Below are 21934 nucleotides of genomic sequence, written 5' to 3'. Positions count from 1 at the left end.
ATCGCTCGAATAATACCAATCCAAACAAAAAAATAGCTCACCAAGGTAAGCTATTTTATCTCTATGCTTTTAGGTTACTGTAGATAACTTAAAAAACCCAACAACATAAATAATGGCATTTTCTGACCATTCAGTAATTCGATCTGGCCATCAGAAATAGTCGCAGCTAATCGATAATTATCACCGTCTTCAACGGCAAATTCATTAATAAGTAACTCATCCATTTGCATGCGAAGTTCTGGTGTTTCATCCACTAACTTTTTAGCTATGACTAATTCAGTAGAGCCTGTTACTGTTTTAATTAACTGATCAGCGTTTTGTGATGCTCTCGCCGTACCTGCTGGTAACGTAAGCAAAACATTACTGTTTAATTTACTACCAAGTACTTCAGCACTGAATTCATTAATATTAACGTTAAACCCTTTCGCTGCAAGTAAGTCAAACGACAGGAGTAACTTCTCAACATTCTCATTGGTCAATTCTTGCTCTTGAAGCAGTGGAATTAACGCTTTTAAACCATCATAATTTAGGTTTTCGAAACTAATATCAAAAACACCATTCTTCACTACGCCAGCATCCGTCAGCGCCTCTTCTAAAATCAATCGATTTTGAGTAGTAAAGCTATTTTCTTCTGCTTTATCTTTTACTTCAGTTAACTGATTTACACTCGTGTATTTCAGCCCTTTAATCTCATTATGGCTATTGCTTTGAGTATCACTTAGCGTCAATTTATCTAAAGCAATGTCCGCTTCACCAATAAAAATATCATCTATATAATGACCAACACTTTGACCAGCGACATTATCAACTATCATTGCAGATTGGTTATCTAAACGCAGTTCTGTTTTAGGTAATTGGTATGTCAGAGAGAATTGCCCATCTTTCTCAATCGTCGCAGATAATTCCGCCGCAGCTAAGAATAGCTTTTCAACCCCTTGAGCTTGTAAATCCGCAGTAGCAAAATTCGTATCTTTGCTTGTCAGTAATAAATCTGTGGTGCCGGTTAGCTTACTGTCTGTTGTCAGTGTTAGCCCTTGAATAAATTCAGAAGTATCTCCCGTACTTACAAATTTAGAAACTGAAGAAACCGAAAATAAACCATGAGAAATATCATGATTAACTAAAATTTCAGTTGGGTAACCCGCGTGCTCTAACTCTTGACTTAAACCTTGATCTATAACATGAATACGGCTTTGTGCTTGAGAGCTAAGGTAGCCTCTATCATAAGATACAGATTCAACCTCAATGATAGCGTTGTGATACGAAGCAATACCATCTTTAAAAATCGCCTCTCCAATCTTCCCTGTCGCAAATGGCCAGCAAGCAACAAGCACTACAGCACCACCAATTGCAGCGTATTTTTTTAATTCATTCATATTGTTATCCAAGTTTTATCCATTTCAAACAGTGTACCTAACCCACAGAGCGCAATACAGTTCTATTTAACAAAATAAACTAGAGCCTTATATTATAAATATGGCGTATATTTTGCTTAACTATACAGTAATAAGCACTACGTTAATTTTTTGACTCTTGCAGTAACTCCAAATTTTATATATTCCTACTCTAGCAAAAATAGTCATTTCTGTTAGTATTTAGAATACTTTTTGGTTACAGCACTAATTTGATAGGTTTCAAATATCATGATCCGTAAGACACTTTTAGCTTCAAGCTTAATGTTCATCTCAGCAACATCAATGGCTGCAGATAATGATCCAAACAATGCCATCATGAGTAACTTTAGCTACGACTATGTTGAAGCTCGCATTGGATTTAGCCCTTCAACATTTGGTGCTGGTTTAAGCACATCAATTCATCCTAATGCACACGCAATTATTTCAATCGACTCTGAATTAGATGGCGATTACGATTTAGCAACTGGACTTGGTTTTCACGCGCCAGTAAATAACTGGGCTGACATTACTGGTGAAATGCTACTTCGCGTTGTTGATGATAACAAACATTACAAAAATGATACTGGTATGGAACTTAACTTAGGCGTACGCCAATGGTTAGGTCCTCAACTAGAAGTGGGTGGTAAAGTAGGCTATTTGTCAATTGATAATAACGACGATACGTTATTCTCAGTGTACGGCCGCTTCCACTCAACAGAGCTATTTTCAATTGGTGCTGAGGGTCGTTTTAACGGCATTTATGGCGACCAAGTGATGCTAACTGCACGCTTTAAATACTAATTTAATATTAGCACTAAAATTTAAAGCAAAAAAACCTCGTTATACCTTCATACTGAATGGATAACGAGGTTTTTTTATATAGCAGACTATAACTCTAACTAAACTATCTAATCTAACGACTTCCCAAACGAACATTAAACCTGTTGTAATAATGCTTTTTTCATTGGTTCTTGAAGTAACGTCCAGTGCACCCCTGATTCTGCACCTGCAAATTTCCATAATAGTTTTACATCTACGTCACCGCCATAAGTTGTATTTACTTTTTTAAATACATCAACAGCACCAATTTCAAAAAATGAGCTTACATCAGGAACACCCGCTTTTTTTACCATTCTTTCTAGCGTTAATTGCATATTAGGCAGATCACGTAAACGACGATTTTCTTTTGACTTCTTAAACTCTCGTTCAAGTCGTGAATTTTCCATAGTTTCTTGAATAATCTCCATCAACAAAGCAGAGTTCTTCTCAAATAAATCACTAACATCAAAATAATTAACAGTCGCAATAGTGGTTTTCTTTACATGCTTAAAACGCTCACAGCCTAGTTTCTCAAATGTGTTATCAACCTCACCACCACCACGAACATACAAGCGCCCTTCTGTGACAAGTGAAAACATAGCATCATCAGTGAATAAGCCAACACCACCGAACATTGAGCGTTTATTGAATCGACCTAGTTTTTTTACAAAGTTAAAAAAGCGTTCCTCTAAATGGTTCATTTCGATCTCCTTGATCTTAAACTTAGCGACCCCCGTCCCTGTCATAAATTTGACACCAAGCAACTGAATATTAAACATACAACTTAAATTTATCTATTATTTTTCTTATAAGCCATGAATTTACTGTGTTTTTTATTATTACGATCACACATTGGAGCTTTAATTTATGAAACAAAGTAAGTTTTCTTTCAGGCCGATATCACATTATAGTCTCATATTATTGCCTAGTGTTTCATTGACAGCGCTCACATTAATCATTCACTTTAGTTATATAATGTAACTTATTTATCTTTTCGTAATAACACTAAACCCCTTTTTGTTTTTACTTCATGCCTACTTCTTAGCAAATGATCCCATTTTATTGAGTTTTTTTTTAGAAACGATAAAAATCCTGTATCATTCAGGTATTACTCAAAGATATGAATTAACAATGAATCATCTATCCTTTTTTTGGTTATCTCATGATAAAGAAAAGGTACTGGCAGCTTTAAGAACTGAATTTAGCCAAATGGCATCTCAACGCATTTCATCAGGTGATATCCAGTTACCACCAATCCCTGATGTTGTTCTTAAAATCCAAAAGCTATGTACCCTTGAAGGCACATTAATTAAAGATGTCTCAGATACTCTATTAGAAGACCCGAGTCTCACTGCCATTGTTATTAGAATGGCGAACTCAGTGGTCTTTAATCGACGAAATATTACTTGTACCGATGTATTAACGGCAGTTTCACGTCTCGGTATTTTTCGCGTGCGTGATATTGTAACGGCACAAGCTATTGAACAATTAAAGCACTCAAGTGATCTGAATAAAGAATGTAACTCTCTATTACGTAAAAGTGCAGCTCGCTCTCGTGAATTTGCGGCAGTAATGACGATGGTATGTGAAGAGATAACAAAAGCGTCTGAAGATGACTCGCTTGATTACCTTGAGCCAGAAAAAGCACTCTTGACCGGGTTACTTGCAGATATCGGTTTATTTTGTCTTGTTAATCAATACTATGACTATCTTGAAAATGGCAATTATCTAGATCTTGAATTAGCAGTCTATATCTTTAATAAAGAGTGTAATGACACCAGCTATCATGTACTCAATCATTGGCAGTTTGATGGTGATTTTTTATCTGTGGCAACTAACGAAGAAAAATCCTCCGACTCTAGTTATCCTATTAATTACTTAGACATTGCTCGTATTGCGAGTCACCTTTTGATGTTTAGAAACAAAGATGACGCCATTGACGATCATGACGTTGAAATTACATTAGAAGGTGCAGAAGCCCTCTACACACTCAGTAACCTGACCGATAGTCAATTTAAAGATAGAATCAAAGAAACATTAAGAAGTAGCGGTTTGTAATTTAATTACATCAAAACAACTAACTTATATTGATGTCGTTAAAAAGCCTTGATATTCTCAAGGCTTCTTCATGGATGAGGTTTAGATCATGCTTTCTGGAATGTTATTTGTTTTTTTACCACTGCTTTTTGGTTATTTAATCCCATTACACAAGAAACAACCTCTTCAATATATTAATGCTGCTACCAGTCATTTAGTTACGATTATACTTGCTCTTATGGGGTTAAGCCTCGCTGCACTTGATAATTTAGCACAAAACTTAAATCAAATATTGACGATAACCACTGCATTTTTTATCTGTATTAGTGTATGTAACCTAGCCATATTACCAATAATGGATAAACTTTTTCCGCTCAACTCTGAGGGAAATAAAAACACGCTACCTTTATTTAAAATGATCTTAGAGTCAGCCAAGCTATTGCTTGCCGTTGCGGCTGGCCTGCTCTTTGGTTTAATCAGTGGTATTGATTTATCTTGGGTAGAGGAAGCCAGCGAATTAATTCTACTAATCTTACTTTTTTTAATTGGTATTCAACTTCGAAACAGTGGACTATCACTTCGTCAAATACTACTTAATAAACATGGGATAATCATTGCGTTGGTGATCCTCACTACATCCTTAATTGGGGGACTTATTGCTGCGCTTATTTTAGATATTCCTTTGCAGCATGGTTTAGCAATGGCGTCAGGATTCGGATGGTATTCTCTGGCAGGTATTTTAATGGGTGATGCATTAGGACCAGTCTATGGTGGTGCTGCCTTCTTAAATGAGTTAATGCGAGAATTAGTCGCTCTATTATTGATTCCAACCTTGATTCATCGCTACCCAGTCACTTCTATTGGTTATGCGGGAGCAACAGCAATGGACTTCACTCTGCCGGTAATTCAAAATTGTGGAGGCATACGCTGTGTTCCTATTGCAATAGTGAGTGGGTTTATTTTAAGTCTATTGGTTCCGTTTTTAATGTTATTTTTTGTTTCTCTATAATATATAAAATAGTAGGGAAGCGTCACATTGTGAGTTGTTTCAATTGCTTTTAATGTCACTCTCCCTACAATTCAAAATTAATAATAACGATTCATTCTTAAGGATTTGTAATGAAACTTGCCGCGCTCATTTTACCTTTCGCTTTACTAGCTACCTCTGCTCAAGCAGCTAATACTGAATGTTTAAGTGACAAATACAGCCAATATGTTGATGCCTCTTTAACTTGGTATGAAGAGCTAATTGCTATTACAGTTAAAAAAGATCCAAATTTAGAAAGTGTTGGCGACTGGTTTCTAAAAGGCCGTAAACATCATTTTGAATTAAATCGTGCAGCGGTAGACTTTTATTTAAAGAATGACCCTTCAAAAGTAAAAACAAATCAATCTATCGAATCATGGCTACAACTTGACCAAAAAGAAATAAAGTCACTTTCCATGAACGATGATGCATTAGGCAAAGTCGCAAAAATCACCTTTGACGATCGCCAAGCACCGCCACATAAACAAAACTATGAATTGCGCTCTGCTTTTGCAGACATTCTTAGCCACCCAAAAGAAATTGATGCTCCGCTAAAAGCCTATAATAAAACAATCACTCAAATCAGCGATATTAGCTGCAAATAATTTGTTTATTAATTCAACAAAGCGCTTAGTTTTATAACAATTTATGCCCTCATAAGTCCATGTGGCACATTTAGACAAGACATTTTTCTTATTTTGTTCTAAATTGTGCCCTTAGTCATGGGCAAAGAGAACGCAACTTTGCTTTTTTAATCACCAACAGAATAGAACAGATACCATGGTAACAGACAACAAGACAGCGGATGCCAATTTAGAAAGCATGCTGCGAATTTTTACTGTTCCGGAAGCGCCCGATTCGACTCTTGGAAAAATTGAGCAAGAACTCTCTCAAAACCTGAATCAATTCTTACGAGAACATATAGTTGCAGAAGAGAAGCCTCTAACTGAAATCGAAAAAGATTTTACTGACTCTTCAATGCCAGAAACGCCTACTTATGTTTCTGAACATACCGAGCACTTATTAGATAACCTTGTATCTCAATCCGTTCATACTTCTGCGCCAAGTTTTATCGGTCATATGACCTCGGCATTGCCTTATTTCTTAATGCCGTTGTCTAAAATCATGATCGCTCTAAATCAAAACTTGGTTAAAATTGAAACATCCAAAGCATTCACTCCACTAGAGCGTCAAGTCCTTGGGATCTTACACCGCCTTATTTATGGGGAGAAAGATGCATTTTACCAACACTGGATGCACAGTGCAGATCACTCCTTAGGTGCATTCTGTTCTGGTGGAACCATTGCAAATATTACCGCACTCTGGGTCGCAAGAAATCGACTATTTAAACCAGATGGTGATTTTGAAGGCATCGCTAAACAAGGCTTATTTGCTGCCCTTACTCATTACAAATGCAATGGCCTTGCCATTTTCGTTTCTGAGCGAGGTCATTACTCAGTCAAAAAAGCCGCTGACGTTCTAGGTATTGGTCAAGATGGTGTCATTGCGGTCAAAACCGACAATAACAATCGTATTTGCTTAGATGACTTACAGTTAAAAATTGCTGCCGCAAAAGAGAAAAACATTAAACCATTGGCGATTATTGGTGTTGCTGGAACCACAGAAACTGGCACCATTGATCCACTACGCCAACTTGCAAAAATTGCTCAAAAAGAGGCATGTCATTTCCACGTCGACGCCGCTTGGGGTGGTGCAACATTAATGTCAAATACCTATCGTCACCTATTGGATGGTATTGATTTAGCGGATTCAGTAACGATTGATGCGCATAAGCAACTTTATGTTCCAATGGGAGCAGGTATGGTTATCTTTAAAGATCCAGAACTCATGTCTTCTATTCAACATCATGCTGAGTACATCTTACGAAAAGGCTCAAAAGATCTAGGCCGACATACGCTTGAAGGCTCTCGTAGCGGAATGGCGATGCTGTTGTACTCTTGCTTCAACGTTATTAGCCGCCCGGGTTACGAACTATTAATTAACCAAAGTATAGAAAAAGCAAAATATTTCTCTGAGTTGATCCAACAACAAGACGATTTTGAGATCGTAACAGAGCCTGAGCTTTGTTTACTGACTTATCGTTATGTTCCATCAAAAGTAAAACAAGCATTACGCTTAGCTAACGATACTGAAAGAGCTGACATCTATGAACACTTGGATAATTTAACAAAGTACATCCAAAAGACGCAACGCGAGACTGGGAAATCTTTTGTTTCTCGAACACGATTGACTCCAGAGGCTTATCAATATAACCCTACGATTGTGTTTAGAGTTGTTCTTGCCAACCCGTTAACCACAAAAGAAATTTTACAAAGTGTACTTATTGAGCAAAGAGAAATCGCTAACAGTAGTGAGATCTCACAACCTCAACTACTTGCCTTAACAGACTCAATTTTATCTCGCGCTAACTAATAATATAGCTTGAAATTCAAAGGCGACTTTATCCACATAAAGTCGCCTTTTTTGTAATTATTTTCCTTCAAATTTGAAATTTAATCACAAAAAACCGCATTATTTGGCATTAATGATATCTAATCACTCAAATAGACTTTCTAAATTGAAAGTTTTTTTAGAGATCTGTCATACTATTGTTATAAAAATACACTCAACTTCGTCATTTGTTAGAGGCAAACAATACAAACGTATATACTAAATATAGATAACAGCGTTATAGCCTTAACCAGAATACTCACTATTCTGGCTAAGGTTATACCAAGGGTAGGATGTAAGAAGAGCGACTATGAATACGATTGAAAAAATACAGAATAATTTAGATAACTTCAGTAAATCAGAACGCAAAGTTGCTGAAGTTATCATGGCATCACCGCAAACCGCCATTCACTCTAGCATTGCTACATTAGCAAAAATGGCAGATGTAAGTGAGCCTACCGTTAACCGTTTTTGTCGCCGCTTGGACACTAAAGGATTTCCTGATTTTAAACTGCATTTAGCTCAAAGTTTGGCGAATGGTACGCCTTACGTGAACCGTAATGTTGAAGAAAACGACGGCCCTGATGCCTATACTCATAAGATTTTTGAATCAACAATGGCTTGTTTAGATGTTGCAAAAAACAGTCTAGATCCAATGCAAGTAAACCGTGCTGTTGATTTATTAACTCAAGCAAAAAAAATCTCTTTCTTCGGTCTCGGTGCATCGGCTTCTGTCGCTCATGATGCGATGAATAAATTCTTCCGCTTCAATATTCCAATTACCTGTTTCGATGATATTGTAATGCAACGCATGAGCTGTATTAACAGTACTGAAAATGACGTAGTCGTTCTTATCTCACACACCGGTCGCACCAAAAGCCTGGTCGAGATTGCTGAACTAGCTAAATCTAATGGCGCTACAGTTATTGCTATTACAGCAAAAGACTCTCCTCTTGAAAAAATGGCATCCTTAGCCATTTGCTTAGATGTTCCCGAAGATACCGATGTATATATGCCAATGGCGAGCCGTGTAGTACAAATGACGGTTATCGATGTATTAGCAACAGGCTTTACCCTTCGTCGCGGCGCTGGTTTTAGAGATAACTTAAAGCGTGTTAAAGACGCATTAAAAGATTCTCGTTATAAAAAAGACAACATTTCACACTAGTCTTAATTTTTCAGGCTCTAGTTTTATTATAAGAACTGACTCTATTGTCGGTTCTTTTTTTATAAATCTAATTAATCTCAGTCGTTTTTCTGTATACAAAAAAGTCAAAATTAATAGGCACCACCTATCAATTAAAGAGGTAAAACCATCTTTACTTTGTTTAAATCAACAGGCATAGTGTACTTATTGATTGCGAGTATTACGCATACGTTACTAATTTTTTTGGAGTTAACACTATGTTTGTTGTTATTTTTGGTCGTCCTGGTTGCCCATTCTGTGTTCGTGCAAAAGAGCACGCTGATACACTAAAAGAAAAACGTGACGATTTTAACTATCGCTATGTTGATATTCACGCTGAAGGTATTTCTAAAGCAGATTTAGAAAAGACAGTAGGTAAGCCAGTGGATACTGTTCCACAAATTTTTATCGACCAAGAGCACATTGGTGGCTGTACTGAATTTGAAGCATATGCAAAAGAAAAACTAGGTCTATTTGATTAATAGATAACCTAGCCGAATGAACTTTCAATCACCGCTCTTTAGCGGTGATTTTTTTTTCATTTTCTTTATAAATATGGTTATACATTCGCCATTTTTAAGTTAGACTTGCATCACACTTTCTTCTTCAATATTTCAGGCAAAATACAGTGAACATTGATGTTGCGACCTTGTTATCGCAAAACGATATCTTACTTTTATTCGTTGTTCTCGCACTCGGCTTATTTATCGCTAAAGTTAAAATCGGTAGCTTTCAATTAGGCAGTTCTATTGGTGTTCTTATCACCGCCCTCTTTATGGGAAGTCTTGGCTATACTTTTAGTGCAGACTCTCTCAATATCGGGTTCATGTTATTTATTTTTTGCGTAGGTATTGAAGCTGGGCCAAACTTCTTTGGTATCTTCCTACGTGATGGTAAACACTACCTATTATTAGTATTGGTTGTATTAACCTCTGCTGTCGGGCTCAGCTTTTTAACGGGTCATTACTTCGAACTGGATTACGGTCTTTCGACAGGTATGATGGCAGGAGCGCTTACCGCTACTCCAGTATTAGTGGGCGCTAAAGATGCGTTGAATTCTGGTTTAGCCTCGCTTCCTGAAGGCGTAGAGTTCAGTAAAGTAATTGATAACCTAAGCGTTGGTTATGCCTTTTCTTATTTAATTGGCTTAACTAGCTTAATTTTATTGGCTCGTTTACTGCCTCAATTGCAAAAGCAAAATCTACAAGACAGTGCAATGCAAATTGCTCAAGAACGAGGAATAGGCAGCGCTGGTCAACGAAAAGTTTATCTCCCTATTATTCGTGCTTATCGTGTTGGCCAAGAACTCATCGACTGGACAGATGGTAAAAACTTACGTGAGCTAGGCATTCACCGCCAAACAGGCTGTCACATTGAGCGCATTCGTCGTAATGGTATTCTTGCGAACCCAGATGGCGATTATATTTTGCAGCAAAGTGACGAAATCGCTCTTGTTGGTTATCCAGACAGCCATGCTCGTCTTGATCCTAGTTTCAGAAACGGCAAAGAAGTATTTGATCGCAACCTATTAGATTTGCGTATTGCTGAAGAAGAGATAGTGGTAAAAAATGACAATATTGCGGGCAAGCGCCTATCTGAATTAAATTTATCTGAATACGGTTGCTTCCTAAACCGAGTGGTTCGAGCGCAAATTGAAATGCCAATTGAGCATGATATCGTACTCGCAAAAGGAGACATCCTTCAGGTAAGTGGTGAGAAAAGTAAAGTTCACCATATTGCTGACAAAATTGGCTTTATCTCCATCCATAGCCAGGTATCAGATCTACTAGCGTTCTGTAGCTTTTTTATACTTGGGATCATGTTTGGTATGATCACGATGAGCTTTGGTCAAGTGACCTTTGGGTTAGGTAATGCGGTTGGCTTATTGATCTCAGGGATCACTTTAGGCTTCTTACGAGCAAACCACCCTACCTTTGGTTATGTACCTCAAGGGGCGCTAAACATGACCAAAAACCTTGGTCTGCTTGTTTTCATGGTGGGTATTGGACTAAGTGCGGGTGGTAATATTATTGAATACTTCTCAGAAGATGGTCTTAAAGTATTAGCCGCGGCATTAATAGTCAGTGTTATTCCCGTAATTCTTGCCTACCTTGTTGGGGCTTATATCCTAAACATGAACCGCGCATTATTAATTGGTGCCATCATAGGTGCGCGAACTTGTGGACCTGCAATGGATGTTGTTAACGAGCACGCTCGCAGTACCATTCCAGCGCTTGGCTATGCCGGTACTTATGCCATTGCGAATATTCTGATGACCGTTGCAGGTACCATCATGATATTGCTAGCATAACGCTAATATATAAGAACCAACATATATAAATTGCAATAAATGATAAGCAATAAAAAACCCAGAATGATTACTCACTCTGGGTTTTATTTTGTCTGCTATTTATTAGATATCAGCAACATCAAACTCAACCATTGGGTTTACGTCAGCGTCGTAATCAACACCTTTAACACCAAAGCCGAACAGTTTTAAGAACTCTTCTTTATACTCAACATAGTCTGTTAAGTCTTTTAGGTTCTCAGTCGTTACTTGTGGCCATAGCTCACGACAGTGCTTTTGAATGTCTTCACGAAGCTCCCAGTCATCCAAACGTAGACGGTTTTGATCATCCACTTCTGGAGCAGAACCATCTTCTTTGTATAAACGTTGGCTAAACATACGTAAAATTTGCTCTTGGCAACCTTCATGTACGCCTTCTTCACGCATCTTCTTAAATACCATTGCGATATAAAGAGGCATAACAGGGATCGCAGAACTTGCTTGAGTCACTACTGACTTAAGAACAGCAACGTTTGCCGTACCACCTGTCGCTGAAAGTTTTTCGTTTAGCGCTGCCGCTGCACGATCTAGATCCATCTTCGCTTTACCTAGCGCGCCGTCCCAGTAGATAGGCCACGTTAACTCAGTACCGATGTAGCTATACGCAACTGTTTTACAACCATCAGCTAAAACACCCGCTTCAGATAATGCGCTCATCCACAGTTCCCAATCCTCGCCACCCATTACGGTAACTGTGTCTTGGATTTCTTGTTCTGTAGCAGGCTCAACTGATGCTTCAATGATCGCATCTTTATTGGTATCAACAGCCGTCGCTGTGTACGTCTCACCAATAGGTTTTAGTGAAGAACGAATAACTTCACCTGTTTCTGGCATTTTACGCACTGGAGAAGCCAGAGAGTAAACCACCATATCAATCTGGCCCAAATCTTCTTTAATTAAGTCGATTGTTTTCTGTTTTGCTTCGTTAGAGAACGCATCGCCATTTAAACTCTTAGAGTATAGGCCTTCTTCTTTAGCAAACTTATCAAATGCCGCTGAGTTGTACCAACCTGCAGTACCTGGTTTCTTCTCAGTGGCTGCTTTCTCAAAGAAAACACCAATTGTTGATGCACCACCACCAAAAGCAGCTGTAATACGAGAAGAAAGACCATAGCCACTTGAAGAGCCAACAACTAAAACACGTTTAGGTGCGTTAGCAATTGGGCCTTGCGCTTTAGTTAGGGCAATTTGTTCTTTCACGTTTTGCTCACAACCAATTGGGTGAGTGGTTGTACAAATGAATCCACGAATTCTAGGTTTGATGATCATGTTCAACTTTCCTTTTAATAATTACCTTCTAGGATAAAAGGTTCTTATCCAGTTCGCATCCGATTTATGACAATTTTCGTCAAAATAGTGAGTGGTTGGATGTGTGCCGCCAATTTTAGAGAAAAAAATGGAAGTATCTTCACTTTTTCTCTCTATTTGAATTTTATTTTGAACTTTCTCAATAAGTGAGAGTCTGAATTTATGTTCATAATTCCACTGCTTTTTCTTGATTAATTCAAGTAACCCACTATCTGCCATTTTGGCGCTTATCGATAGTGGGTTTTTCTTTATTAGAAAGATTAAAATCTCGCTATTCAAAAAATAAATGAAAAAAACGAATTTTTTTTGAACTAAACAAATTATCGTAAGTCTCAATTAGTACCCGTTGATAATAAACAACTGAAATTTAGCAGGCCGCCAAATTTTATCTTATCAACTATAGCTTTTTCATAATTCCTTATATTCCTTTTTGCCCATTCAATTTTTTGTTTGGGCTTTTTTTTTGTTTATACCAATCACAGTAAGTAAGTGACCAGAAATAGCGAAGGAAAAAGGCTTGAGAACAAGGCGGCACTTTTCAATAAATAGTTTTGATAAGTAGTTATTCTACAATCAAAAATCCCAACGAAGTTATCGAGCGTTTTAACTAGCTAGGATGTTCAGTTATTTACTACGATTGGTATTATGTTCTAGATAAAAAAACACCCCGCATAATGCGAGGTGTTCTTATTTTTAAACGTTAATTCTGCTTTTATGCTTTGGCTTTTTTAGGCAGTGAAACACTTAATAAAATATAACCAATCACTGCAGCTAAAGTAGAGCCCATTAAGATACCTAAACGAGCTAACTTATCAAACTCAGGGTATGCGCTACCAAATGCAAGCGATGAGATGAAGATTGACATAGTAAAACCAATACCACATAACACCGATACCGCGAAGATATGTATCATATTTACGCCAGTTGGTAGTTTCGCTACACCTGATTTAACCGCAATATAACTGAAGCTAAAGATACCAAGTGGCTTACCAATAAGCAGACCGAATGCAACACCCAATGGTAACGTTGTGCTTAGGCTGTCAAGTGATACACCTTCTAATGAAATACCAGCATTGGCAAAAGCAAATATTGGCAAAATCAAGAATGCCACATAAGGATGAAGTGCATGTTCCATATGTTTCAATGGAGAACGCTCACCTTTATTGCCTTTCAGTGGGATAGCAAAACCAAGTACCACACCCGCTAACGTCGCATGAACACCTGATTGAAGTACGCTTACCCATAAGATAAAACCAACCAATAAGTACCAACGAATTTTAGACACATGTTTCGCATTAAGTAAGAACAGGACCCCTGTCATAACAAAACCGATAATCAATGCAAGTACTGAAAGATCACTGGTGTAGAAGAAAGCAATAATAACAACAACGCCAAGGTCATCGATGATCGCAAGAGCAAGTAAGAACACCTTTAAACTCACAGGAACACGGTTACCAAGCAGTGCCATAATACCTAAAGCAAAAGCAATGTCCGTTGCAGCAGGAATAGCCCAACCAGATAACGCTTCAGGGTCACCGATATTAAAAGCTACGTAAACAAGCGCAGGAGCAAGCATGCCACCAACCGCGGCAATCGCAGGGAATATTGCTGTTTCTTTTGACTTTAACGCACCTTCAAGTAACTCACGCTTTACTTCTAAGCCAATCAAAAGGAAGAAAACAGCCATTAAGCCATCATTAATCCAATGTGATACAGACATACCACCAACGTAAGAATGTAAAAACGTGTCGTACATTGGCGCTAAAGAAGAGTTAGCAACCATCATCGCAATCGCTGCTGCAATGACTAATAGAATCCCGCCGGCAGATTCTAGTTTGAAAAAATTCTTAATAACATCACTCATAAGATGTCCTTTACTTATAAAAATTAGTTTTTGAAAAACGAAGAGAAAAGTCTACCCGTTGTTCTAGATCAAGAATAATCGCTTCTTCAGAGATAAAAGCTCGGAAAAACCGATGTGTTAGCTGTTATACTATGTTTTATTCGCAACGAAAATCTTTTTTTTACAATTAGTATCCCGTTAATTGCATAAATCCTGTAACTTGATGTGAACCAGTTGTTGTTATTGGGCCTTGCCAGTATGGAATAAGCGTATCAAGCCATTGCTCATTCCTCATCACTTGAGTAGTTAAATTAAGCCTGTATTCAGGAACATTAATGATCCACTGAAGGGGTAATTTACGACCATTCTTAAGCTTACGTGCTGGTAATGTTTGTAAAGTAACGTCATCACCACTCAACGAAACATAATCACCATTGTTGTAAAGCAGTGCACCATAGAGATAAGGAGCCTGTTCTTTATGACGATATTGCGCTACAAGAAGCTTGCTCTCTTGAGTAAGATTTAGAATAAACCAATCCCAACCTTGCTGATCCTCATCTAAAAAACCACTTGCCCATTCATGCTCTAAAATTGCCTTACCAGAAATGGTATAAGCTTTGTTATCTAAAGTAATATTTCCACGTACGTTTACAAAGGGAAATATATATTCATGTGATGCAACTGGGATTAAGTCGTGTTTTTTTGAGTAACCACCATTACCTAATGGGACTGGTTTATCATTAGCATTAATAGAAAGCTTTAATGAAAAGTGATCCGAATCAGCCGATAAAATCCCAGGAAATGGGTCCTGTCCTAAACTTCGCCAATGCCAATTATCAATCCATACTCGATATGGGCTTTGCGAAATTCCTGCTTGGCCAATCCCTCCCCTAGCTAAACGCTCATCAACCCACTTCCCATTTTTAGTGGTTATAATTACCTTTGCTACATACAGGCGAGGGTCTAACCAACCTTTGGTTTCTCGATCATCATTAGATACACGGAACATCGTCCATTGAATACCTAGACTATTACCTTCTTGATCAACCGCATTGACTGTCATCATCCATTTTTCGTGCTGAAACGAAGTATGTTCCCCAAAATCTTTAGGAAAAGATAAAGGGGCTCCCGGTAATACAGGATCAAAGAAAGCATGGCTAGACGGAGAGAAAATTGAATTGATTTCATTATCTCCTACTGTATCAACCTCTTTCCAATTAATGTAATAAGCAAGAGCTGCCCCAACAATACACACACACATTAAGAGTGATATTGTAAGGCTAATTTTCTTAACATCCTTTTGTTCCATCACAGTGACTCCCTTAATGAGATGATAGCTTGTCGCCTTGTCACCCTCCAAACCGTTGCTGCACCTGCAACCGTCAATGCCAATAGTGTCCATGCAAATGTCATTACGTATTCCATGGGGAAATAATTGATTTGCATTGTCCAACCAAACGCATATTTCATTACAATATCAATAAGCAATTGAGAAAGAATAATACCAAGCGGCAATGCGATTAAAATAGTAAATAACCCAATGGTAAGGAGTTGCAAGCCACCTAATAAGATAAGTTCTTTACCCGACAAGCCTAAACAACGTAATAATGCAGTCTGTCGTTGACGTGAGACCTCACCGACTAAGGTCGCAAAAAACAGACCAAAAACAGCAATAACTAACGTTAAATTTCCAAGCGTTCCTGTCACAATAAAAGTACGATCAAAGACCTTCATCGCCTTCACTTGGATATTATTATTATCATTAACTTGCTCAACCGGTAATCGGAATTGTTTTAACACTCGACCAATCAACTCTGTTCGTTTCTCAATGTCGTTGAGCACAACACCAATCCCGGTCTTACCTTGCCCACCAAATACTTTTAACCAAGCACTATGAGAAAGTAATAACTGGTTATATGGATTACCATAATCATAATAAACCCCAGATATTTGCCAGTTATCCCCCATAGGCGCAGGAAGATCTAAGTAATCCCCAGGCTTCATATCCCACTTTAATGCCATGGATTCACTGATAAGCAAGCTACGACTGTGATGAAGAGAATACCAAAACTCAGGGATAGCAACTTTCATCGTCAGTGCGTTTTTCTCACCAAGAGTTGGTCCTGAACTCAAAATTTCCAAATTTCCATATTCGGTTTGATAGTCAATTTTCCATTGTCTCCAAACAGATTCAACTTCTGGTTGCTTTTCTAGCCAATGACTAATACGACTGGCAGATACTTTACTCGGCTCGATATAAATATCTGCAGCCAGACGTTGCTCAAGCCAATTATTGGTCGTAGCCCTAAAGCTACCCACCATGGTCTCTACACCTATATTTGATGCTAATGCCAACATAAAGGCCATCGCAGCGACTCCGCGGTAGCTTAAACTCGCCGCTGAATCAGAAAAGAACCAACGCGCTTTTGCAGAAGGCAGTCGATAAGATAACCAGTCAAAAAACTTCCAAATAATATATGGTGTTAATAAACCAACGCTGATCATTAAAAATCCGATCAACATAAATCCATTTTCATGACTGTGAGGTAACAGCTTAATCAAATAAGCCGCAACACAAAATACACCCGCAATAATGGCTTGCACCTCAAACTCTTTACCTGCAAATCTCGCCAACGATAAGCGAGCAGTCAATCGAATGGGCTCAATACTTAACAATCGATACAATGGCCAACCACAAGCCAGTACACAGCCAAGAATGGCCATCCATAAACTTTGGTAGCTCCAATCCCAACTCCATGTAATAAGTAGATCTACATCAGCGTTATATAATGAGTACAAGCTATTAGATACGGTTGGCATCAATTCATTTGCCAATAGCAAACCAAAGAAATTACCACTTACCCAACCAATAATAACCCATAAAAAAACTTCAAGGCTCATGGCAATAATCAACTCTTTAGTTGATACTCCAATTTGTCGTAATGTGCCCACCAATGGCTGACGTTGAATAAAAGAGAGTGACATTGCCTGATAAAAAATAAATAGCCCGACCACAAAAGAGAGCATGCCCATTGCCAATAAGTTGATATGGAACGCATTAGTTAACGCGGTTAACCCTGACTCTTTATGTGTTTCAAGCTGCAAGCCTCTTGGCAGCATTCTCTCTAAACGTTCCTTTTTCTTATCTGACATCTCGCCACAAAGCAAAATATCAAAACCGGCTTTATGGCCTAACATTTTAGTTAAAGCGACATCAGAAAAAATTCGGGAACCAGACAAACGCTGTGCTTTATCAATAATAACAGGGCCAATATTAGATTGATTTTGCAATTCGATGTAATCACCATCATCCAAACTAAAATAGGATGCTAAGGGCTGACTAATCAAGATCGGAAATGGAGGACGCATTAACGAGAGCATGTCATCGGTTTTGGCAAGGTTACTCGCAGATATCTGCATCAATGCAACTGGGTCAATCCCAACAACCGAAATATTTATATCGTCTTTAGTTTCTAAATGCTGCGTTTGTACGGGCATACACTGGGTATAACCAGCCCGACGTAAATTAATATAAAACGCCTGAGGAATAGCAGTATTGTCTTGAATGGCACGAATACGATTAGGGAAAGGATTTGAAAATAATTTTTCCCCTTCGTTATAACTCATTTTAGCATGGTGATTAATGGCTAAAACACCAACCAGAAGTGAGACACCTAGAGTTAAGCCCAGCCATACTAAAAATATTTGTAATGGATGCCTGCGGTAATGTCCAAGAAGCGCTTTAGCTACCGGCAATAACATTCAGCAAGCCTCCCTGAAGTTTTACCAAGCCATCCATATGATCAGCGACTTTCTCACTGTGGGTCACCAACAATAAGGTACAATGTAGATCTCGAGATAAACGAGTTAATAAACGCATTACTGCTTCTGCATTTTTTTCATCTAAACTGCCTGTCGGTTCATCAGCCAACAACAACTTAGGTTCCATGTATAAGGCTCGAGCTATCGCTGCACGTTGCTGCTGCCCTCCTGACACTTCTTCAGGGTAACGGCCCAATAATGGCATAAGATCGAGAGCAGAAATAATTTGACGCCATAATGCATCATCATCTCGTAAGCCTTTTAATTGACGGCAAAAACGAATGTTATCAGCAATGGTTAATGTAGGAAGAAGATTAAACTGTTGAAACACAAGGCCGATATTATTACGACGATAAGAAGTACGAGTGCCTTGTTTTGGGGAGTGCATAGCAAAACCAGCGATATCAATTTCACCGCTGTCTACACTGTCTAACCCTGCGATAAGGTTTAAAAGCGTACTTTTTCCGGAGCCGCTTTCACCCATTAATGCTATTTGAGCGCCTTGTTCTATTGTTAATTCTGCCCCTTGAAGGATTGGATGAAACTCGCCACCATCCAAATATCCCTTATTCAAGTTTGTCAGTTTTAACATGTGTTCCCTCAACGCTTTTTGTGATGTCGGCAACAGAATCTACACTATAACCCTGCTTTCATAAAGCTTTTTATAGTCACAGGGTTCTCTTGCTACTAATGCCAATCAAAAAGGGCACTTTTCTTACGCATCTACCAGATTTTTAATCCATTTTTTAGATTTCATTCGATAAATTGAACCAAACCATTTCACTATTTCTTCCACCACAAATAGGGCATAAACATACTCAGGAGGTAAACCTAAGACTAATGCACCAACTGCAGCAATTGGGATCCCGATAAACCACTGAGAGATAATATCTTGGTATAAACAATACTTAACGTCTCCTCCAGCACGCAGCACTCCAACGATTGCCGTCAATGGCACACTTCGGATCACAATAATAATGGCAAGAATAGCCATAAACTTCTCAGCAATCGCACGTGTTTCAGTGGTTAATGCCGGAAACATATCCAAAATTTGATGCTGAAATACCATAACAAACAGTGCAATAACCATGCTGGTTGCAACGCTCAAGCCCAATACGCCCCAGCTTTGGTAATACACCGCTTCATATTTTTTAGCGCCAAGCTGGTTACCGATCAATACCGAAGCTGCCCCCGCAGCACCAAGAAGAAAGCTAAGTGCAATAGATTCAATAGGAGAAATCACCGACAGCGCAGCTAAACCTTGAACGCCTGACTGTCCCATAATGGCATGATAAGCAAATATCCCTGCAGACCAGACCAAAAAGTTAAACGTTGTAGGCAAAGATAAAGAAAGGAACTTAGAAATTTTTGGCCAATTTAATACCGCTTTAACCTCTTCAATACCAAAGCTTAATAAGTGCGAGCGGCTGTAAAGGTAGCCATATAAAAAGACAATTTCAATAATGCCACTGATCAAGGTTGCTAATGCAGCCCCCTTAATACCCATCGCTGGTGCGCCTAAATTACCAAAGATTAGCACCCAGTTAAAAAACACATTGGCGACAATGCCAATACCACTAAAAAAGGTACTAACACCTGGTTGATGAATAGAGCGTAAGCCAACCGCCATACTACTGCCACAAGAAACTACATACATGGTAAGTGCGGTAATAAAGAGGTAATCAGCGCCCAAATCAATGACTTCTTGAGAGTCAGTCGCCAATGACATAATTTGTTCTGGAATTAAAAAGAACAGTGCAACAGGAATGGTCGCCATTGCCATACTCACCATCCAAGTGAGTGCGGTACTTTGGCGTACCCCCTCTTTATTTTGTGCTCCCCAATATTGGGCGGTTAATAGCGCGCCGCCTGTTGTTACACCAACCAACATAATCGTCGTCACAAATGTTGCTCGGCTCGCCACACCAACCGCGGCAATCTCAGCTTCACCTAATTGACCGAGCATAAGTACGTCCACTAAGCCACGGCTTGAAAACATAATATTTTGCAAGGCAATAGGAATGGCGATCATTAATAATCGCTTAAGAAACTCACCACGAGTGTGGCCAATGACATTAGAAAGAAAAACAGACATGAAGAACCTCAAATAAACAACAAATTAACCATTTGCACTACATAAGATCCATTAGGTATATGCCTACAAATTGTACTAGAATCAAAATGTAATTAATATTTATATTCACAAGATAAAGGAATAATCTTGAATAAAAAAAAGACAATCTTAATCGTTGGTGCCTCTGGGTATGTGGGCTCACAATTAATCCCACAACTATTACAACAAGGACATAACGTCATTGCTTGCGCTCGTAATATAGATTACCTACTCGATAGAGTTGTTAACCATCCAAACTTACAATGTCATTACCTTGACTTAGAAGAAGCTGATTCTATTCTTCCCATAATAGAACACTGTGACATTGCGTACTTTTTAGTTCACGGTATGTCCCATGGTCATGATTTTATTGATTATGAAGTCTCCCTTGCTGAAAACTTTAAAATCGCAGCAGAACAATCATCCCTATCTAAAATCATTTACTTAAGTGCTTTACAGCCAGAAGGCTATCAATCTCAACATTTACTTGCACGTAAGAAAACTGGTGAATTACTGCGTTCAACAGGTATTCCTACCATAGAAATCAATTCAGGAATCATCATTGGTACAGGCTCTGCCGCTTTTGAAATCATGACTGATTTTGTTAACCATTTCCCGGTATTAATCTGTCCGGTTTGGATTAACTCACAAGCAAACCCGATTGCGATAGAAAACCTAAATTATTATTTAATTCAATGTATTGATTATCCGCTAGCCGACTCTATCACCTTTGAAGCAGGCGGCCCTGAAACGGTGAGCTATCAAGATCTATTTCATCTCATTGCCAAACGCAATCATCGCTCTATAAAAATCATTCCAACGCGGTTTATTTCCCCTTCTTTTGCTGGTTTATGGCTTGGTATTGTCACTTCTGTCCCATCAGATTTAGGCCGAGCACTATTAGCAGGCATAGACCATGATTTAATTGCGGATAACTCAAAAATAGAACGCACATTCCCACAACCATTGCTTTCATTATCTGATGCCATAAATAAGGCCCAAGAAACCAATGACGAAACAATAAAAACAGAGATTTGGGGCTTTGATCCAAGCGCATTAAAACGTTGGAAATCAGATTATGGCTATTATCCAAAACAAGCAGGGGCAAACTTTACAACCACCGCCTCAGCTCAACAATTATGGACCGTAATTGAACGTTTAGGCAGCAAAGAAGGCTATTTCTTCGCAAACGCATTATGGCGAACCAGAGAATGGTTAGACCCTTTACTTGGAGGTTCATTCCCGATAAGAAGAAGACCTGAATCAGGAAAAGTACAACTAGGCGATTATATTGATTCATGGAAAGTGATTCGTTGCGAAGAGAATAAGTTCTTATCATTACTGTTTGGAATGACAGCCCCAGGGCTAGGACGATTAGAGTTTTCAATCAAAGAGATAGATGAGAATCATCGCCAGTTAGATGTCCGTGCATGGTGGCACCCTAAAGGCTTTTGGGGGTTAATGTATTGGTTCGCAATGTTCCCTGCGCATTTGTTTATTTTTAAAGGCATGGTGAAAGCGATTTGTAAAAAAGCAGAAGCCGAATAAATACCAAAAAAGTAAAAAGAGTAAAAAGAGTAAAAAGAA

Annotated in this window: 18 protein-coding genes; 9 read left to right on the top strand and 9 right to left on the bottom strand. The window is 38.5% G+C overall.

Going from position 1 to position 21934, the window contains the following annotated elements; all coding sequences use genetic code 11:
• Nucleotides 1-74 precede the first annotated feature (74 nt).
• Complete coding sequence (locus PVK63_RS00755; RefSeq protein WP_130086655.1) at nucleotides 75-1376, bottom strand: DUF945 family protein; 1302 nt, start codon at nucleotides 1374-1376, stop codon at nucleotides 75-77.
• A gap of 270 nt (nucleotides 1377-1646) precedes the next feature.
• Here PVK63_RS00755 and PVK63_RS00750 point away from each other — a divergent pair, with 270 nt between their 5' ends.
• Nucleotides 1647-2195 (top strand): hypothetical protein, encoded by a 549-nt coding sequence (locus tag PVK63_RS00750; protein WP_207215662.1) that lies wholly within the window; start codon nucleotides 1647-1649, stop codon nucleotides 2193-2195.
• Between the two features lie 134 nt (nucleotides 2196-2329).
• Here PVK63_RS00750 and PVK63_RS00745 read toward each other — a convergent pair whose 3' ends face one another.
• A complete protein-coding gene (locus tag PVK63_RS00745) occupies nucleotides 2330-2959 on the bottom strand; it encodes a TfoX/Sxy family DNA transformation protein (protein ID WP_130049051.1) in 630 nt (209 codons plus the stop codon).
• A 385-nt stretch (nucleotides 2960-3344) separates the two neighbouring features.
• Here PVK63_RS00745 and PVK63_RS00740 point away from each other — a divergent pair, with 385 nt between their 5' ends.
• From PVK63_RS00740 to PVK63_RS00710, 7 genes are all read left to right on the top strand, one after another.
• Nucleotides 3345-4271 (top strand): HDOD domain-containing protein, encoded by a 927-nt coding sequence (locus PVK63_RS00740; protein WP_130086653.1) that lies wholly within the window; start codon nucleotides 3345-3347, stop codon nucleotides 4269-4271.
• A gap of 88 nt (nucleotides 4272-4359) precedes the next feature.
• Nucleotides 4360-5259: a lysine exporter LysO family protein gene (locus tag PVK63_RS00735; RefSeq protein WP_130086652.1), complete on the top strand. Its 900-nt coding sequence runs from the start codon at nucleotides 4360-4362 to the stop codon at nucleotides 5257-5259.
• Between the two features lie 110 nt (nucleotides 5260-5369).
• Entirely contained in the window at nucleotides 5370-5882 is a 513-nt protein-coding gene (locus PVK63_RS00730) for a hypothetical protein (RefSeq protein ID WP_130043188.1), read from the top strand.
• A gap of 175 nt (nucleotides 5883-6057) precedes the next feature.
• Nucleotides 6058-7710, top strand: coding sequence for a pyridoxal-dependent aspartate 1-decarboxylase PanP (gene panP / locus PVK63_RS00725; protein ID WP_130086651.1), 1653 nt, complete (start codon nucleotides 6058-6060; stop codon nucleotides 7708-7710).
• A gap of 328 nt (nucleotides 7711-8038) precedes the next feature.
• Nucleotides 8039-8896 (top strand): MurR/RpiR family transcriptional regulator, encoded by an 858-nt coding sequence (locus tag PVK63_RS00720; RefSeq protein WP_130043186.1) that lies wholly within the window; start codon nucleotides 8039-8041, stop codon nucleotides 8894-8896.
• A gap of 236 nt (nucleotides 8897-9132) precedes the next feature.
• Nucleotides 9133-9396 (top strand): GrxA family glutaredoxin, encoded by a 264-nt coding sequence (locus PVK63_RS00715; RefSeq protein WP_130043185.1) that lies wholly within the window; start codon nucleotides 9133-9135, stop codon nucleotides 9394-9396.
• Between the two features lie 146 nt (nucleotides 9397-9542).
• Nucleotides 9543-11225, top strand: a complete 1683-nt coding sequence (locus PVK63_RS00710) for an aspartate:alanine antiporter (protein WP_130043184.1) — start codon at nucleotides 9543-9545, stop codon at nucleotides 11223-11225.
• A gap of 102 nt (nucleotides 11226-11327) precedes the next feature.
• Here the strand turns inward: PVK63_RS00710 and fabV are convergent, their stop codons facing one another.
• From fabV to PVK63_RS00675, 7 genes are all read right to left on the bottom strand, one after another.
• Complete coding sequence (gene fabV, locus PVK63_RS00705; protein WP_130086650.1) at nucleotides 11328-12530, bottom strand: enoyl-ACP reductase FabV; 1203 nt, start codon at nucleotides 12528-12530, stop codon at nucleotides 11328-11330.
• A gap of 21 nt (nucleotides 12531-12551) precedes the next feature.
• Nucleotides 12552-12788: a hypothetical protein gene (locus PVK63_RS00700; RefSeq protein WP_130043182.1), complete on the bottom strand. Its 237-nt coding sequence runs from the start codon at nucleotides 12786-12788 to the stop codon at nucleotides 12552-12554.
• 493 nt (nucleotides 12789-13281) lie between these two features.
• On the bottom strand, nucleotides 13282-14433 hold the full coding sequence (gene nhaA / locus PVK63_RS00695) for a Na+/H+ antiporter NhaA (RefSeq protein WP_130043181.1): 1152 nt from the start codon (nucleotides 14431-14433) through the stop codon (nucleotides 13282-13284).
• Nucleotides 14434-14599: 166 nt separating this feature from the next.
• Nucleotides 14600-15721 carry a lipocalin-like domain-containing protein gene (locus PVK63_RS00690; protein WP_130086745.1) on the bottom strand — a complete coding sequence of 374 codons (1122 nt, stop codon included), beginning with the start codon at nucleotides 15719-15721 and terminating at the stop codon, nucleotides 14600-14602.
• Nucleotides 15721-18174, bottom strand: a complete 2454-nt coding sequence (locus PVK63_RS00685; protein ID WP_130086649.1) for an ABC transporter permease — start codon at nucleotides 18172-18174, stop codon at nucleotides 15721-15723. The genes PVK63_RS00690 and PVK63_RS00685 overlap by 1 nt, the downstream gene beginning before the upstream one ends.
• A complete protein-coding gene (locus PVK63_RS00680) occupies nucleotides 18155-18826 on the bottom strand; it encodes an ABC transporter ATP-binding protein (RefSeq protein WP_130049038.1) in 672 nt (223 codons plus the stop codon). Before PVK63_RS00680 ends, PVK63_RS00685 begins: the two co-directional genes overlap by 20 nt.
• A 123-nt stretch (nucleotides 18827-18949) precedes the next feature.
• The gene (locus PVK63_RS00675) at nucleotides 18950-20329 is read right to left on the bottom strand and encodes an MATE family efflux transporter (RefSeq protein ID WP_130086648.1); all 1380 of its coding nucleotides are present in this window, start codon (nucleotides 20327-20329) and stop codon (nucleotides 18950-18952) included.
• Nucleotides 20330-20455: 126 nt separating this feature from the next.
• On the opposite strand from PVK63_RS00675, the gene PVK63_RS00670 reads away from it, so the two are divergent.
• Entirely contained in the window at nucleotides 20456-21895 is a 1440-nt protein-coding gene (locus PVK63_RS00670) for a DUF2867 domain-containing protein (protein WP_130086647.1), read from the top strand.
• The last annotated feature ends 39 nt before the right edge of the window (nucleotides 21896-21934 follow it).

It is taken from the genome of Aliivibrio sp. S2TY2, from assembly GCF_028765525.1.
Taxonomy (GTDB): Bacteria; Pseudomonadota; Gammaproteobacteria; order Enterobacterales; family Vibrionaceae; genus Aliivibrio; species Aliivibrio finisterrensis_A.
This window is presented reverse-complemented; position numbering and strand designations above follow the sequence as displayed.